The following is a 13536-nucleotide window of genomic DNA, read 5'->3' on the forward strand; positions in this document are numbered from 1 at the left end:
CGATCATTAACCGCGAATGAGAAACCCGCTGGTCAGCCCGGCTTCGCTATGACGTCGGTCACAACGAGCCGATGGAGCCCGCATTCGCGGCGAACGCCGGCAGCGTTGGGGCCGCCCTCACCACAGAGCCGCGTGATCAAACCCGGTCAATGCGGTGGCCGCCGCGCTGGTTCGGCCCGAGCGTGACGGTGAGTCCTTCCTCGGCCGCCAGCACCTCACCGCCGAACTCCTTCCGCGCGGCGGCCACGGAGGCGGCCCGGTCGTTTCCCGGCCAGAAATGGGTGAGCATCAGCCGGCGGGCGCCTGCGCGGCCGGCCCACTGACCGGCCTCCGTGGAGGCCAGCAGATTGCGGGTGGGGCGGTCGATCTCGCCGTCGCGATCGGTGGCCTCGACGATGAACAGATCGGCGTCGCGGCCGAGTTCGGCGAGCGCGGGGGCCGGGCCGGTGTCCCCGGTGTAGGCCAGCGCGACCCCGTCGGCCTCTACGCGGATGCCGGTGTTGAGCACATGGTGCGGCAGCGGCAATCCGGTGAGGGCGAATGGCCCCACCCGATAACTGCCGGGCAGCGGATGCACGTCGAAGACCGCGTGGAGGTCGACATCGGGCTCCAGGCCGCTGATCCGGTCGACCACGCCCGGCGGGCAGTACAACGGCAGCCGCGGCCCACCGGGGTCGCCGTAGAACCGCATGCGGAACAACCCGTGCAGGTCGATGCAGTGGTCGGGGTGCTCGTGGGTGACGACGACGGCGTCCACCGCGCCGTCCGGCCAGTGCGCGAGCAGCCGCGGCAGCGTGGCGTAGCCCAGGTCGAGCAGCAGGCGGTAACCGTCCCAGTCCACCGCGAATCCGCTGCAGGCACGGCCCGGCTCGGGAAACGCACCACAACTGCCGAGAACGGTTATCTGTCGCATCCGTAGAGGATGCCAGCTTTCAGATGGTCATGGATGGCTCGGATGCACGCTCCTCCGCTCGCCGCGAGACGCAAGCCCAGGGCTTCAGCCCTGGGTGGCCGACCCCTGATCTGAGCAGAGTTGAGCGCTCAGGGTCTGGCAGGCCCACCGCTCCCAGCGCTCGCGCGTCCAGCCGCGCTCGTGCACGAACAGCAGGTACAGCTCGGGGCTGAGCAGGCAGTACAGCAGGTCGGCGGCCTCCTCCACCGGCATCTCTGCCCGTGCGCCCGGCTTGCCGACCAGCGCCTTGGCCGCCCCTTGTTGCACGACGTGACGCGGATCGACGTCGTGCGGCCACAGGGCGGCGACCTCGGGGTCGCTCGCGACCGCCGCCTCCAAGACCCTGCCGATCGGCGCGACCCGCTCCAGGACCGAGGTCGTGCCCGCGACGTAGGCGCTCACCAGGTCCTGGGCGGTGTCGGCGGCCAGCGCCGCGACGTACCACGGCCGGTCCATCGTGGCCACCGGCTCGTCATCACCCGCGATCGTGACATCGACCAGTTCTTTCAGCAGGGCGCGCTTGTTGCCGAAGACAAAGTAGATCGTCTGCACCGCGACCCCGGCTTTGTCGGCGACGTCCTGAAGATTCGTCGCGCCGTATCCGTCCCGCACGAACAGCTCCAGCGCCGCCGCGAGGATGCGCTTGCGCGTCTCCTTCGCCTTCTGCGCCCGTTTGTTCGGCCGCTTGACATCGCTCATGCCTAGAGTCTATCTCTAGATTCAGTCGCTAGAAGTCAACTCTAGAGAGAGGCTCCAGTTATGCCGATCATCAGCGTCACCCGCTTCCAGGCCGATCCCGCCGACGCCGACCAGGTCCGGGCCCGGCACGCAGCTCTGGTCTCTGCCGCCAGGGCCAGGCTGTCCGGCCTCACCGAGGCACGCCTCGGCCGGCTCGACGACGAGACCTGGGTCGGCGTCTGGCGTTGGGATTCGGCCGCCGGCCTGCAGGCGGCCCGCCAGACACTGCGCGGCACGGACGCGGGCGCCGCGGCGTTCGCGGTGGTCCGCGAGGTCACAGCGGAGGACATCGAGGTTCTCGACGAGCTCTGACCGCCCGCCCCGGCCCCGGAACCCGGGGCCGGGGGTTCCCCGAATCGAGGAGATGACATGATCGAGATCGAGGCGTTGACCAAGGTGTACGGCGCGGCGCAGGTCCGGGCGGTCGACGAGGTGTCCCTGCACGTCCCCGCCGGATCGGTCTTCGGCTTCCTGGGCCCCAACGGCGCCGGCAAGCCGAACGAGGGATTGTGACGTAACTGTGCCCCTTGAATCCCGCCGGATACACGATCGAGCCTCGAAGCCGTCGCCGGACCCTCACTGACCTAGGGGTCTACGAGCGATCTTGCTTAGGATCGCTCTCACACAACTTCGATCATGGGATTCGCGCTCTCGGCGAGCTATGGCGAGATGGGGCGCGATCCTGCCCGATGCGGCTTGCTGTAGCGCACGCTCACGGGCTCTCACGTACTCCCCGGATAGACGACCCCCGGAAAGGGGCCAAGTCGCTCAGCGTGGCTCTCAGGGCCGTACAGCACGAAACCCCCGATCGCGCCGTCAAACTTGACCGGGGGTCCCGTCGTCACCTGTGACAGGGAGGCATCGGCACGATGTGACGCGATCAGGCTACCCCCGGACATGACGAAGCCCCCACCGTTCCACGGGCGGGGGCTTCGAGGGGAACCCGTTCCCAACACGCGATCAGGCTACCCCCGGACGCGACGAAGCCCCCACCGTTCCACCGGCGGGGGCTTCGCCTACGAGTGATTCCCTGCACTCGCCGTCAGGTTACGCCGTCGTCGGGATGTCCAGCAGACGGAACGCCTGGTTCACGACCACGTCCGAACCCGTCCGGAAGGTCATGAACATGTGGCGCTGACCGGTCGGCCGACCGTTCGCGCCGTAGTCCGGGAGGAACTCGACCGTCGTTCCGATCCGGTCCACGATCACGAAGTTCGCGAAGTCGCCGTAAACCACGACGTAGTTGTTCGCCGTGGCCGCCGCGTTGATCGCGCCGTCCATGTTCGAGTTCTCGTGCCAGGGCTTCCCGAGAAGCCGGGGCGGGTTCTCCCGAAGCTCGGGGAACTGGAGAGCGCCGTTCGTGGTCTCCATCTGCCGGTACGCGTTCGCAATCGCGATGTGCGACATGAACCGCGCGTTCGCCGAGAACCGCGCCGGTAGAGCGTTCTGGAGTGCGAACGGGTCGGAGTCGTCGAGCGCTTCCGAACCGGTGCCGTTGATCTCGCTCGCCGTGCCCGCGAGCGCCGTCACGATGCCGGTCGGCTCGGTCGAGCCCGCACCGGTCGTGTACGCCGTCGCCATGAGCTGATCGGCCGCGTCCTGACTCGCCCGGCGAAGCTGGTTGGTGAAGTCGAGCGCATCCATCCCGAGTTCGTAGGAATAGATCACGTCCACATCGCCCATGTAGACGGGGATCGGTGCCGCCGCGAGAGCCGGGGTTCCATCGGCCGCCTGAGACCCCTCGGTCTTCCATTCGGCCGTTGCACCGGCGGACGTGACCCCGTTCCACGAGTCGCTGACGGTGGTCACGACCCGCGAGATCTCCCGAAGCGGGTTGTTGCTGCCGTCGCTCGTGAGCATGATCGCGGGGTCGATCACGAGCGGGACCATGGCCGCGCCGCCGGTCAGGTTGAGCGCGGTCCGGACCTCGTTCGCGGCGCGGTACGCGGCGCTCTCCTCAGCCGTCCACGTCATGTGACCCCGGATCGGGTCGGCCGCGAGCTTGGCGAAGGCGCGAACGTACGCGTCGTCACCGGCCGCCATGATCCACCGGGTAGCGAGGTCGCGTTCCGGCTTCGGGCCGACGTCGAGAAGACCCTGAGCCACTTCGGCCGCGCGAGCCGGAAGCCGGTTGCCGCTCACGAGGTCGTCGAGCCGCCACAGCGCGAGGTCACGCGCCCGGCTCGCCGTCCCCCGGACGGGGGCTGACTGCGGACGGTCGATCCGGCCGGTACGCGTCGCGTCACGGGCGAGTTCGTCGCGCCGGATCTCGGTCCGGTACTCGCGAACGAGCGCGTCGATCTTGTCCTGAGTCTCGTTCCAGCGGGTGAGTTCGTCACCGCTGATCGCGTCGTCACCGGCCGCCGCGTCGATCTCGGTAAGCACGGTGCGAAGTTCGTCGATCTCCGAACGGATCTGGACGGGGGTACGTCGGGACATGGCTGATCTCCTGAAGTCGATCACTTATGGATCAACCCGTCAGGAAGTGGGCGAACGCCCGGCGGTTCCGTCTGCGCTCGATCGTCGGCCGGTCTCGGGAAGGTGGGTCAGTGCCCGACGTTCCCGACCGGCGCGATCAGCGCGGGGTCTGTGATCAGCGTACGTCACTCGCCCCGTTGAGCGGCTTCGCGTTCCTTCGCCGTCAGCACGTACGAGCCCATGCCCGTCTCGGTCCGGATGTAGTGATCATCCCGGAGAGCCGCGACGGCCTTCCTGATCGTCACCTGAGTCACACCGAACTCGGTCACCAGTGCCAGCACGGACGGGACCCGTTCACCGGCGGGGTACTCGCCGGACTCGATCCGCTCGCGAATGATCGCGGCCACCTGTGGCCAGAGCGGACGGCTTCGGTCGAGTTCGATCATCACTCGCTCACCGTAGTGACGGCTAGTCAGCGTGGGCGAGGTCGAGCGCGAGACACCGGGCTATATCTCGCTATATCTTGCCCATGACGAGTAGTCATCTAGGGCGAAGGCAAGAGCATGAGCGAGCCCGAATACATCCCCGACGCGATTCCCGGCTTCGACGTGTGGCGGGACGACTCCGAAGCGGACATGTGGCGCGGTCGGCACCGGGAGAGCGGCCGGACGGTCAGCGCTGAGAACTGGGAACTTCTCGTGTGGCGCGCGTACGAAGTCCGCATTCTGATCTCGATCACGAACGTCCGGGAGGTGCTCGACGGCCGTGCCGGATCTTGACTGGCGTCCGTACGACTCGCGGGGAACGACGTCCCGCGTTCGGGAGATCGTCACGCGGGGCAAGGTCGAGTTCGAGCTGTGCTGTGAAGGCGGGCAAGACGTGATCCGCCGGACCGACCGCACCGGGAAGCGCGAGGTCGTGAGCGAGGTCGGCCGGTCGCTGACGCACCGCGAGACGCTCGAACTGTGGAGTCAGGTCGTCACCGGCGAGCGCTAGCCGATCAAGGCTCTGACCAGGGGCTTAGCGCTAAGCGGTCTTCGCCCGCGCGTACGGGATCGGGGGTGCGTGCTTAGCGTTGGCGCTTAGCGTTCGTATCTGGCTGACTAGTTGTCACGTGCTGAACCCCGCCAGGGAAGGCACGTCGAGCGCTCGCGACGGTCAGAGATAGAGCCCCGGCACCGGCCTGTCGTCGGGCTCGGGTTCGGTCGGGCTCTCGGTCGCGCCGTCGTCGTTCGCGACGGCCGCGAGCCCGCGCGGGGAGACCATGAACAGGATCTCGCCACGCTCCCACCGGCTGATCACGTCGGCCGCGTCCGGCCGCTCGAAGAGTTCGATCAGGAGACCGGCGACGTACTGACTGAACGCCGTCTTGACGGGGTCGGGCTTGATCTCGGGGGTCTGGTTGGTCGAGCTGGTCATCTCAGGGTTCCTCTCTTGCGGGGTCGATCGGTGGGGTTGGGGCACGGGGAGAGAAAAGAAAGAGGGCGGGGTCCTCCTTCTGAGCGATCTTGCAGTGATCCCGACCCCCACCCCCCGGTATCCGGTCGTCGTCGAGCTGGTCGCGCCGAACCCCGCCAAGGAAGGGCACTCGCGGTACCGCGCGTACCAACTGGTACCGCGTGTACCGGTACGACCGTGGTACGTACTTCGGTACCGTCCGTACCATTTGGTACGACTGTGGTACGTGGTTACGGAACCATCGGTACGCATCGCTGGTCAGCGCGTCGCGTAGATGATCACGATCGAGGCGAGCGTGAGCATCACGACCGCGAACGTGTACCAAGTCTCGGTCGCGATCAAGAACCACACGGCGAGCGCGCGAGGTATGCGGATCACGATCGACCACGCGCGTTGCAGCGAACGACCGAACGCCACGTCTTCGCGAGGAACGATCTCGGACCACGTCGGCCGCTCGTGGATCACCACGGGCATTCCGTCGAACGTGGTCGGTGCGCCTATGAGCGCCTGGTCTTGCACTGCCGCCCGTCGTTCGAGCTGCCCCTTCATCGTGCCCCTCCCTGGCTCTGAGAGCCCCCGTGAGCGCCCGTGATGGGTGCCCCGGCAGGCAGTAGCCCGGCAGGACACCGGGCTTCGTGAGCGATCTCAGACCGCCCCATGTCGATCACGACGGCCGGTAGGCACATCGGACAGAATGAGGTCGGCCGGTCGGGGGCGGTTAGGTCCCGCCCCCGGCTGGTCGTCGTGGTCATGGTCATGACTCCTTTCTCTTTCCGAAGTTCTTGACGTACTCGCGGACGGCCGCGCGCACCTCCTTCTGTGTGAGCCGCGTCGAGCTGCCGAAGCTGCACATGCGCCGTTGCGGATCGATCACGTCATCGATCGCGTAGATCAGACCCGAGATCACCGCCCCCATGTCGAGCCGGTAGAACTCCTTGCCTGAGACCTGCATGATCCAATCGAGCGTCTCGGCACTGTCGAGGCAGCGATCTAGGTCCACTTCGTAGACGAAATTCCCGTCACGAACGAGTTCGAGCACGTACGTACTGGGCTTGAGCCGCCACCCGTTCCACCGGGTGTCAGAGATCGCGCCACGGTGCCAGCGTCGCCGGGCACGGGCTTCCGCCTCGAACCCTCTGAGGAGATCCGCCGCGTTGACGGCTCTTGGCATCCAACTGTCGAGGTCACTCATGATCCGTTCTCCTTATCTCTGTGACTCTGTGTGACATCCCCGAGAGGCTTCGTGCCGGGCTCAGGTGGGGGGTGTAGGGGGTGTAGAGGGTCATTTCCAACGGTCTGCCTGTAGATCCGGGGCACCTATGTACCTTCAGCCCTGTGTTTCCCGACGAACCACTGAAAGTGACCCTCTACACCCCCTACACCCCCTTTCCGAGCCCCGCCGGTAAGCCGATCGGGTGCTAACTCTCCGTGCCGAACCTGACGACTCGGTACGTGCCGCCCTTCTTCGGGTCGGGCCGGAAGTCGATCGCGAGGTCTCCCACGTACCGTCCCTTCCGGTTGGCGACCCACTTCCCGAGTGACCTCACGAAGCCCGCCTTGCCGGTCGCCCGACTCCACTTGTCCGCGAGGTCGCCGGGGAGCTTGGTCGGGTCGAAGGTGTCGCTCGGGGGCTCGCCGTCCGCGAACGGGGTCAGGTCGAGGCTTGAATCTGCGATCGTCTCGACCAGCTCGACGACCTTGAACGGCCGGTTGACCCCCATGACCCGAGCGACCTCGGTCAGGAACTCGCGCCATTCCTTGTCGTCGTCGCTCTCAAGGTGATCTTCGTCCTTCCGGCCGAACTCACCGGCGAAGCCCGCCCACGAGAGCATTCCGGCCATGGCCGCGTCCCACGTCGCGTAGTCGTCGCTGCGCTTGCGTGGCGCGGTCGGCCGACCGGCCGCGAGCCACCCCCTGACGATCGTCAGGAGAGCCGCGATGATCTCCCCCCGGTGCTCGGGGACCCACGTCCGGAGATCGAGCGTGAAGCCGCTCCGTTCGTGAGGTCGGGGCATCTTCGGGTCGATCACGACCCAGTAGCAGCGCCGGGCGAGGTCGCCCCCGATCTCGGCATTGTTCGCCGTGATCGTCCACACGCGATCATTCGGCGCGGTCCGCTCACTGTTCTTGCCGAGTAGCCGATCCGAGAACGTCGCCGTCGTCAGCAACCCCTCGAAGGCCGCGCTCTTGATCTTCCCCCGGACGTTGTCGAGGGTGACCACGGGCGCGGTCGTCTCCGTGAGGATGCCGAGTACGCCCTTCGTCAGCTCAGCGTCCGTCTCGGGGAAGCCCGCACGGAGGATGCCCCCGTGAACGGTCCGGGGGATGCTCGCGAGGAAGCTCTTCCCCGCCCCCGGCGACGGCGCGTTGATGACGAACGCGGGGTACGGACCCGGCAGCATCGCCCGCATGATCGGCGTGAAGAGCATCCCGAACCAGTTGGCGCGGTGGTGCTCTTCGACGAACGGGAACTCAGCGACGATCGAAGAGACCAGCCGGACGGCGTCCTTGATCTCTTCGGGGGTCGGGATAACGCTGACCGGCGGGACGACAAGCCCGGCTTCCGGCAGGAAAAGGAGACCGGTCGCCGCGTCGTATCCGGGTCGGTCGAGAATGCCCCCGTCCGGCCGCACGATCGGTGTGTGCGTGACGCCACGGAGAACCCGAAGGTTCGGGACCCCGTCACCTGAGCGAGCCGCAGAATGCGCGTGGTTCGCGCACTCGGTCGGCAGCGTCTTCCGCTCCCACCACATCCGGGTCTTGGTCGGGGTCTCGTCTTCGTCCCTGCCCCCTTCCTCGCTCCCTTCCTCTCCCTTGATCTCCTTCCGCCGGACGACCCCGAGCGAGTACCGGATCTCGACGGCCGTCTTCAGGTCGAGCGCCGTCATGGCGCGTACCTGAGCGGGACCGTCTTCCTCGTTCTCGGCACGGGGCGGGACGTATCCCTCTTCGCCGACTCGGGGCGTGAACACCATCTCGCCGCCGCGCCGGAAGAGCCCCGAGAGCGGACCACGACCCAGCTCTTCACGAAGCCAGTCGTTCGCGTCGCTCTTGCTACCGACCTTGATTCTCGTGAGACCGGTCTTCGGGTCGGGGGTCGCGATCTTGACCTTCGTCGTTGCGCCGGTGATCGTCTCGTACCGGATGCCGTGAAGGCTCGCGGCGAGTCGGTCGGCGCACTCGGCGCACGGGTCCGCGTCGGGGTTGGCCTCACACTTCGGACACCACTTGATCTCGTTCATGCCGCCACCCCCAGCGCTTCCACGGTGCTTCCGGTCTTGTAGGTCCCGGCGAGAAGCCCGGCGAACCCCTGAGCTTCGTAGAGCGGGAAGGCGTCGGCACGGAGGATCTCACCGGCGACGTTGATCAACGGATTGCCCCTGAGGTCGAAGCCGACCACGGGCCACGTCTCGCCGTCCGCGTACTTGGCGACGTAGTCACCACCGGGGGCGGGGTAGCGAAGCCCCCCGACCGGTGCGGTTGCCTGTGACGGCTGGTCAGACGTACCCTGAAGGGGAAGAGCTTCGTGTCCAGCGCCGATCTTCGTTGAGAGGTCGCCCCCGCCAGGGCGGCCTTTCTTGTTTTCGATCATCAGTGCTGCCCGCCCTTCAGGAGCAGCCCGATCGTGGCGCGCTGGTCATCGTTCAGGGGCGGGAACTTCGCGGCCATCTCGCGGACGACCTTCGCAATGTGCGCGGCGTGAAGCTCGCGGTACATCTCGGTCGTGTCCGTGCTGGGGGCGTGTCGCTTCGTGCGAGCGATCTTCGCCGCTACCTGACCGGGGGTCGGCATCTCAGCCATAGCAAGATCTCCGATTCGGAGTGATCTTGCGGTGCCATCCCCCGGCGACTTCACGGGGGTCCGCTGGTACAGCGATCAAGGCGTTTCCGGGGCGAGGTCGTCAACCTCTTTGCCGAGCCCCGGCGCTGGTTCGTGACCAGCGATCTACCTACACGGTAGGGGGTCGTTTTCAGGAACGCAAGTCAAAGGCCGGTGCCTGTTCTTCCAGGTCACCGGCCCTTTTGTATTCCGCCAGATTCAAGCCTGAGGCTTGATCGGCTCGATCGTCACGCGCTGGTCGATCGACGGCCGGAAGCCCTTCCCGGCGGGCTTGAGCGTGATCGTCATGATGGCCCGAACGATCTCCCGGCGGGTGCCGACCCCGAGCCCTTCCCAGACGGCGCGAGCCGCGTCTTCGGACTCGACCCCGGCGAACGCTGCCAGGGGCGAGACGTCGGCGACGTCGGCAAGCTGACGTTCGAGGTCCTCGATCCGGACCTGAAGCTTCTTCGCCCGGCGAAGGTACTCGGGACGATCGACCAACCCCATGTCTCGATCTTCGCCAAGCTGAGCCTTGCTCTCGCGAAGGACGGCCACCTGACCGCGAAGCTTGCCCGCGTCCACGGTGCCCTGAGACGGCTTGATCAGGTCGGCCGCGTCCCGAGCCAGGATGACCACGGCGAGCCCTTCAACGAGCGCGTCAAGGTCGGCTTGCGGCGCGGTGGCGTGCGGTCCGGGGGCGCGTCCCGTACCGCCCTGGCATGCGTAGATCGGCCGGTCGCGCTTGCCGCTCGACCCCGAGACGCGGACCACAGCGCCACACGGGCACGTCGCGATGCCGGACAGAAGGTGACGGGGCGCGACACCGGGGTTCGTCCGCCGGTTCGGGTCGGTCAGCTTGCCCATGATCACCCAAAACTCGTCAGGGGTCACGATCGCGTCCCATGGCGCGGTGCCGACCACGTCACCAGGGCCGTACGTCTTCCGGCCGGTGCCTTTCTTGTGGACCATGAGCGCGGCGTTCCGGGGGCGCATGAGCACGTCACGGACGGTCGGCGCGGTCCACTGGCCACCATCGGCCGCCGGGATGCCGTCCGAGCGAAGGTCACGGGCGATGCCCGCGACGCTCGGACCCTTCGGCATGCCGAACGTCGGGAGAAGGACCACGTCCGCCATGCGCCGGATCACGGCCGTCTCGAACTCGATCGGGCTCACGCCGTCGTCGGCGAAGCCGTAGGGACGTCGGCCGCCCCCGAACGTGCCTTCTTCGGCCTGACGCTGCCGAGCACGGCTCACGCGGCGCGCGGTGTCCCGGCTCGACTTGTTCGCGGCGGCACACATGATCCGAGCGACCATGATCCCGGAATCGTCGGTGAGCTGACATGACCCCGTCAGGCTCTCGCACGTCACCGCGAACCCCGAGCCGGTCACGATGTCGATCGTGTCTTCGAGGTCTCGGGGCTGACGGGCGAGCCGGTCAATGTCGAGCACCACGAGCACGTCAACGGCGCGCGTCCGAAGGAGGTCGTTCGCCTTGTGGAACTTCGGCCGGTTGGTTCGGCCGGTGCGCTTATCGACCTTGTACGCGCTCGTGTCGTTCTCGATCAAGATGTGTGCTTCGTCGAGAGTCCAGCCACGGGAAGCGACGTACTTCCGCATGTCCGCCACCTGATCATCGACACCGGCCGTCTCATCGATCTCGGCATCGGAGATCCTTGCCAGGATTGCCGCTCGCTTCGCCATGTCCCGTGCTCCCTTGTGCTTGACCGCTGGTCACAGCGTATGCGGGAGAAGCGTCGGAATCGAGGGTTGAGCAAGACCACCACCATCAAGATGCTGGCCGGGCTGCTGACCCCGACCTCGGGCCGGGTCCGGCTGGGCGGCTTCGAGGTGTCCCGGCAACGTTCGGCCGCCATGGCACAGTTCGGTGCCGTGCTGGAAGGCTCGCGCAACGTCTACTGGAGTCTTTCGGCCTGGCAGAACCTGCTGTACTTCGGCCGGCTCAAGGGCCTGCGCAAGGCCCGGGTCGCCGAGCGTGCCCAGGATCTGCTGACCGATCTGGGCCTGTGGGAGCGGCGCCACGACAAGGTCGGCGGTTTCTCCCGCGGTATGCAGCAGAAGGTCGCGATCGCCGCCGCCCTGATCGCCGACCCGCCGATCGTCCTGCTGGACGAGCCGACCATCGGCCTCGACGTCGAGGCCACCCGCACCGTCAAGAACTGGATCGCCGAGCAGGCCCGCGAACTCGGCACCACCATCCTGCTCACCACCCACCAGCTCGACGTGGCCCAGGAACTGTGCGACCGGGTGGCCGTCATGCGTGAGGGGCGGCTCGTGGCCGACCTGCCCACGCGTGAGCTGCTGGCCCGCTTCCGAGAACGCGACCGGTACGAGATCCGCGTCGAGGGCGCCGTGCCGCCCGGCTTCGACGCCGTCACCCGGGAGGGCGTCACCACCATCAGCGTGCGGGTGAATGAGCCGAGCGAGGTCTATGAGGTGGTCGAGCGGCTGCGCGCGCAGGGAGCCGTCCTGGAGTCGCTGACGCAGGTGCAGCCCGGTCTGGAGGACGTGTTCCTCGCCCTGGTGAACGAGCCGTCCCATGCATGACGTCCTGCGCGCCGAGATCGGCAAGGGGCTGCGCGTCCAGCTCGCCCACCCCGCCGGGCATGTGATCACGCTGCTGATCAGCACCATGATGTACCTCGGCCTGCAGCTCGTCCTGGGCCAGGGCGAGCTGCGCCACGACCTGCTGCCGCAGACCCTGGTCGCGATCGGCGGCTACTGGTTCCTGCAGTACGCCGGCCTGGTGATGGTGGCCGACCTCATCGAGGAGAAACGTGCCGGCACCTTCGCCCAGGCTCAGATGACACCGGCGCCGCCATGGCTGCCGATGCTCGGCCGGCTGATCACCGCCTCGGTGTTCGGGCTGGCCGTGGCCGTCGTCGCCGCTCTCGTCCCGATGCTGGTGGCCGGGATCACGATCCCCCTGCGCTGGGCGGCGCTCCTGCCCGCCGTGCTCCTGGGGATCAACACGCTGGCCTTCACTTTCCTGCTGGCCGCCCTCGCCCTGGTCTCCCCGATGATCGGCGCCCTGCAGTCGCTGTTCACCTCGCTGGTGCTGCTGCTCAACGGTTCGTTCCTGCCGCTGGCCCTGTATCCGGACTGGCTGGCCGCGGCGGCCAGAGTGCTGCCCACCACGCTGGGCGTCGAAGCGCTCGCCCAGACGCTGTTCGAGGGCCGGACCCTGACCCGGCTCTGGACCGGCGGCACCCTGCCCTGGCTGCTCGCCCACACCCTCGCGCTCACCGCCGTCGCCGGCCTGCTGTTCGTCCGCAACCACCGCCGAGCCCTGGAGTCGTCATGACCTTCGCCCGCGGATTCGCCGCCGAAGTCCGCAAGGGCCTGCTCAACCTGCTCGCCGGATGGCGCGAAGTCCTCATCCAGATGATCACTTTTCCGCTGTTCTACCTGCTCATCGTGCTGTTCATGGGACGCGGGCAGCTACGTGCGGACCTGCTGCTGCCGGTGCTGCTCGGCATGGTGGCGCTGACCTTCATCCACGAGCAGGTCAACCGGGTGTTCTGGAGCTACCTGGGCGACATCCAGTCCGGCGTGCTGGAACAGACCTACCTGACCCCGTTGCCCTCGGCCGCGCTCGTTCTCGGCCGGCAGGTCGCCGCCGCGATCTCGGCCGTGCCCACCGCGCTGGCCGTCCTGGCCGCCGGCGCCACCGCCATCACCGTGCAAGGCGGGCACCTGCCCTTGGACGCGCAGGTGATCGTGCCGTTGGCCGCCATCGTGCTGGGCACCTGCGGGCTGGCCCTGATCCTTTGCGGGCTGACCCTGGTGTTCAAACGCATCGAGATCATCCCCCAGCTGTCCGTGGCCGTCTACGCCATCGCCGGAGGCACCCTGGTTCCCCTGGCCGCCATGCCCGACCCGATCGCCTTCCTCAGCCGGCTGGTCGTTCCCATCGCGCCCGGAATCGAGGCGATGCGCGACATCCTGCTCGGCGGGCACTCCCTGGCGGCCCTCCCCACCGGCTGGGGTCTCGGCTGGCTGCTGGCCCAGCCGCTGCTCGTCACGGCCGCCGGGGTGGTCCTGTTCAACCGGCTCGAACACCTCGCCCGACACCGCGGCACCCTCGGCCGCTACTAGCAACCGGGAGATCATCACCCCTGGCCGCCGCC

General features: G+C 67.5%; 18 protein-coding genes. 7 read left to right on the plus strand and 11 right to left on the minus strand.

Annotated elements, in window-relative coordinates:
* Nucleotides 1-136 precede the first annotated feature (136 nt).
* Nucleotides 137-913 (minus strand): MBL fold metallo-hydrolase, encoded by a 777-nt coding sequence (locus tag ACIBX3_RS39700; RefSeq protein WP_397125714.1) that lies wholly within the window; start codon nucleotides 911-913, stop codon nucleotides 137-139.
* 84 nt (nucleotides 914-997) lie between these two features.
* The gene (locus ACIBX3_RS39705; RefSeq protein WP_397125715.1) at nucleotides 998-1651 is read right to left on the minus strand and encodes a TetR/AcrR family transcriptional regulator; all 654 of its coding nucleotides are present in this window, start codon (nucleotides 1649-1651) and stop codon (nucleotides 998-1000) included.
* A gap of 60 nt (nucleotides 1652-1711) precedes the next feature.
* On the opposite strand from ACIBX3_RS39705, the gene ACIBX3_RS39710 reads away from it, so the two are divergent.
* Both ACIBX3_RS39710 and ACIBX3_RS39715 read left to right on the plus strand, forming a co-directional pair.
* Nucleotides 1712-2002 carry an antibiotic biosynthesis monooxygenase gene (locus ACIBX3_RS39710; protein ID WP_397125716.1) on the plus strand — a complete coding sequence of 97 codons (291 nt, stop codon included), beginning with the start codon at nucleotides 1712-1714 and terminating at the stop codon, nucleotides 2000-2002.
* Between the two features lie 57 nt (nucleotides 2003-2059).
* Entirely contained in the window at nucleotides 2060-2203 is a 144-nt protein-coding gene (locus tag ACIBX3_RS39715) for a hypothetical protein (protein WP_397125717.1), read from the plus strand.
* Nucleotides 2204-2737: 534 nt separating this feature from the next.
* On the opposite strand, the gene ACIBX3_RS39720 is transcribed toward ACIBX3_RS39715, so the two are convergent.
* Together ACIBX3_RS39720 and ACIBX3_RS39725 are read right to left on the minus strand one after the other, a co-directional pair.
* Nucleotides 2738-4129, minus strand: a complete 1392-nt coding sequence (locus ACIBX3_RS39720; protein ID WP_397125718.1) for a phage major capsid protein — start codon at nucleotides 4127-4129, stop codon at nucleotides 2738-2740.
* A gap of 164 nt (nucleotides 4130-4293) precedes the next feature.
* Entirely contained in the window at nucleotides 4294-4554 is a 261-nt protein-coding gene (locus ACIBX3_RS39725) for a GntR family transcriptional regulator (RefSeq protein WP_397125719.1), read from the minus strand.
* Between the two features lie 117 nt (nucleotides 4555-4671).
* Between ACIBX3_RS39725 and ACIBX3_RS39730 the strand changes: the two genes are divergently transcribed.
* Both ACIBX3_RS39730 and ACIBX3_RS39735 read left to right on the plus strand, forming a co-directional pair.
* Nucleotides 4672-4887, plus strand: a complete 216-nt coding sequence (locus ACIBX3_RS39730) for a hypothetical protein (protein ID WP_397125720.1) — start codon at nucleotides 4672-4674, stop codon at nucleotides 4885-4887.
* Nucleotides 4874-5104, plus strand: coding sequence for a hypothetical protein (locus ACIBX3_RS39735; RefSeq protein ID WP_397125721.1), 231 nt, complete (start codon nucleotides 4874-4876; stop codon nucleotides 5102-5104). Before ACIBX3_RS39730 ends, ACIBX3_RS39735 begins: the two co-directional genes overlap by 14 nt.
* Nucleotides 5105-5266: 162 nt before the next feature.
* Here the strand turns inward: ACIBX3_RS39735 and ACIBX3_RS39740 are convergent, their stop codons facing one another.
* The 7 genes from ACIBX3_RS39740 to ACIBX3_RS39770 all read right to left on the minus strand — a co-directional run bounded on the left by ACIBX3_RS39740 (nucleotide 5267) and on the right by ACIBX3_RS39770 (nucleotide 11089).
* Entirely contained in the window at nucleotides 5267-5527 is a 261-nt protein-coding gene (locus tag ACIBX3_RS39740; protein WP_397125722.1) for a hypothetical protein, read from the minus strand.
* 297 nt (nucleotides 5528-5824) lie between these two features.
* Complete coding sequence (locus ACIBX3_RS39745; RefSeq protein ID WP_397125723.1) at nucleotides 5825-6115, minus strand: hypothetical protein; 291 nt, start codon at nucleotides 6113-6115, stop codon at nucleotides 5825-5827.
* A 205-nt stretch (nucleotides 6116-6320) separates the two neighbouring features.
* The gene (locus ACIBX3_RS39750; RefSeq protein WP_397125724.1) at nucleotides 6321-6758 is read right to left on the minus strand and encodes a hypothetical protein; all 438 of its coding nucleotides are present in this window, start codon (nucleotides 6756-6758) and stop codon (nucleotides 6321-6323) included.
* Nucleotides 6759-6984: 226 nt separating this feature from the next.
* Nucleotides 6985-8808, minus strand: coding sequence for a hypothetical protein (locus ACIBX3_RS39755; RefSeq protein ID WP_397125725.1), 1824 nt, complete (start codon nucleotides 8806-8808; stop codon nucleotides 6985-6987).
* Nucleotides 8805-9158 carry a hypothetical protein gene (locus ACIBX3_RS39760; RefSeq protein WP_397125726.1) on the minus strand — a complete coding sequence of 118 codons (354 nt, stop codon included), beginning with the start codon at nucleotides 9156-9158 and terminating at the stop codon, nucleotides 8805-8807. The genes ACIBX3_RS39755 and ACIBX3_RS39760 overlap by 4 nt, the downstream gene beginning before the upstream one ends.
* On the minus strand, nucleotides 9158-9367 hold the full coding sequence (locus tag ACIBX3_RS39765) for a hypothetical protein (protein ID WP_397125727.1): 210 nt from the start codon (nucleotides 9365-9367) through the stop codon (nucleotides 9158-9160). Before ACIBX3_RS39765 ends, ACIBX3_RS39760 begins: the two co-directional genes overlap by 1 nt.
* A gap of 237 nt (nucleotides 9368-9604) precedes the next feature.
* Nucleotides 9605-11089, minus strand: a complete 1485-nt coding sequence (locus tag ACIBX3_RS39770; RefSeq protein WP_397125728.1) for a recombinase family protein — start codon at nucleotides 11087-11089, stop codon at nucleotides 9605-9607.
* Between the two features lie 66 nt (nucleotides 11090-11155).
* Here ACIBX3_RS39770 and ACIBX3_RS39775 point away from each other — a divergent pair, with 66 nt between their 5' ends.
* The 3 genes from ACIBX3_RS39775 to ACIBX3_RS39785 are packed head-to-tail and all read left to right on the plus strand — an operon-like array spanning nucleotide 11156 to nucleotide 13504.
* Entirely contained in the window at nucleotides 11156-11953 is a 798-nt protein-coding gene (locus tag ACIBX3_RS39775; RefSeq protein ID WP_397125729.1) for an ATP-binding cassette domain-containing protein, read from the plus strand.
* Nucleotides 11946-12710 (plus strand): ABC transporter permease, encoded by a 765-nt coding sequence (locus ACIBX3_RS39780; protein ID WP_397125730.1) that lies wholly within the window; start codon nucleotides 11946-11948, stop codon nucleotides 12708-12710. The genes ACIBX3_RS39775 and ACIBX3_RS39780 overlap by 8 nt, the downstream gene beginning before the upstream one ends.
* Nucleotides 12707-13504: an ABC transporter permease gene (locus ACIBX3_RS39785; RefSeq protein ID WP_397125731.1), complete on the plus strand. Its 798-nt coding sequence runs from the start codon at nucleotides 12707-12709 to the stop codon at nucleotides 13502-13504. The genes ACIBX3_RS39780 and ACIBX3_RS39785 overlap by 4 nt, the downstream gene beginning before the upstream one ends.
* The last annotated feature ends 32 nt before the right edge of the window (nucleotides 13505-13536 follow it).

Origin of the sequence: Nonomuraea sp. NPDC049480 (assembly GCF_044465905.1) — a bacterium.
Classification (GTDB): domain Bacteria; phylum Actinomycetota; class Actinomycetes; order Streptosporangiales; family Streptosporangiaceae; genus Nonomuraea.

Bases quoted from the DNA above. Each gene is read 5' to 3' on its own strand.
- ACIBX3_RS39705 (WP_397125715.1), bottom strand. From the start codon at position 1,651: ATGAGCGATGTCAAGCGGCCGAACAAACGGGCGCAGAAGGCGAAGGAG.
- ACIBX3_RS39730 (WP_397125720.1), top strand. From the start codon at position 4,672: ATGAGCGAGCCCGAATACATCCCCGACGCGATTCCCGGCTTCGACGTG.
- ACIBX3_RS39760 (WP_397125726.1), bottom strand. From the start codon at position 9,158: ATGATCGAAAACAAGAAAGGCCGCCCTGGCGGGGGCGACCTCTCAACG.
- ACIBX3_RS39720 (WP_397125718.1), bottom strand. From the start codon at position 4,129: ATGTCCCGACGTACCCCCGTCCAGATCCGTTCGGAGATCGACGAACTT.
- ACIBX3_RS39725 (WP_397125719.1), bottom strand. From the start codon at position 4,554: ATGATCGAACTCGACCGAAGCCGTCCGCTCTGGCCACAGGTGGCCGCG.
- ACIBX3_RS39745 (WP_397125723.1), bottom strand. From the start codon at position 6,115: ATGAAGGGGCAGCTCGAACGACGGGCGGCAGTGCAAGACCAGGCGCTC.
- ACIBX3_RS39785 (WP_397125731.1), top strand. From the start codon at position 12,707: ATGACCTTCGCCCGCGGATTCGCCGCCGAAGTCCGCAAGGGCCTGCTC.
- ACIBX3_RS39750 (WP_397125724.1), bottom strand. From the start codon at position 6,758: ATGAGTGACCTCGACAGTTGGATGCCAAGAGCCGTCAACGCGGCGGAT.
- ACIBX3_RS39740 (WP_397125722.1), bottom strand. From the start codon at position 5,527: ATGACCAGCTCGACCAACCAGACCCCCGAGATCAAGCCCGACCCCGTC.
- ACIBX3_RS39715 (WP_397125717.1), top strand. From the start codon at position 2,060: ATGATCGAGATCGAGGCGTTGACCAAGGTGTACGGCGCGGCGCAGGTC.
- ACIBX3_RS39755 (WP_397125725.1), bottom strand. From the start codon at position 8,808: ATGAACGAGATCAAGTGGTGTCCGAAGTGTGAGGCCAACCCCGACGCG.
- ACIBX3_RS39770 (WP_397125728.1), bottom strand. From the start codon at position 11,089: ATGGCGAAGCGAGCGGCAATCCTGGCAAGGATCTCCGATGCCGAGATC.
- ACIBX3_RS39700 (WP_397125714.1), bottom strand. From the start codon at position 913: ATGCGACAGATAACCGTTCTCGGCAGTTGTGGTGCGTTTCCCGAGCCG.
- ACIBX3_RS39710 (WP_397125716.1), top strand. From the start codon at position 1,712: ATGCCGATCATCAGCGTCACCCGCTTCCAGGCCGATCCCGCCGACGCC.
- ACIBX3_RS39765 (WP_397125727.1), bottom strand. From the start codon at position 9,367: ATGGCTGAGATGCCGACCCCCGGTCAGGTAGCGGCGAAGATCGCTCGC.
- ACIBX3_RS39780 (WP_397125730.1), top strand. From the start codon at position 11,946: ATGCATGACGTCCTGCGCGCCGAGATCGGCAAGGGGCTGCGCGTCCAG.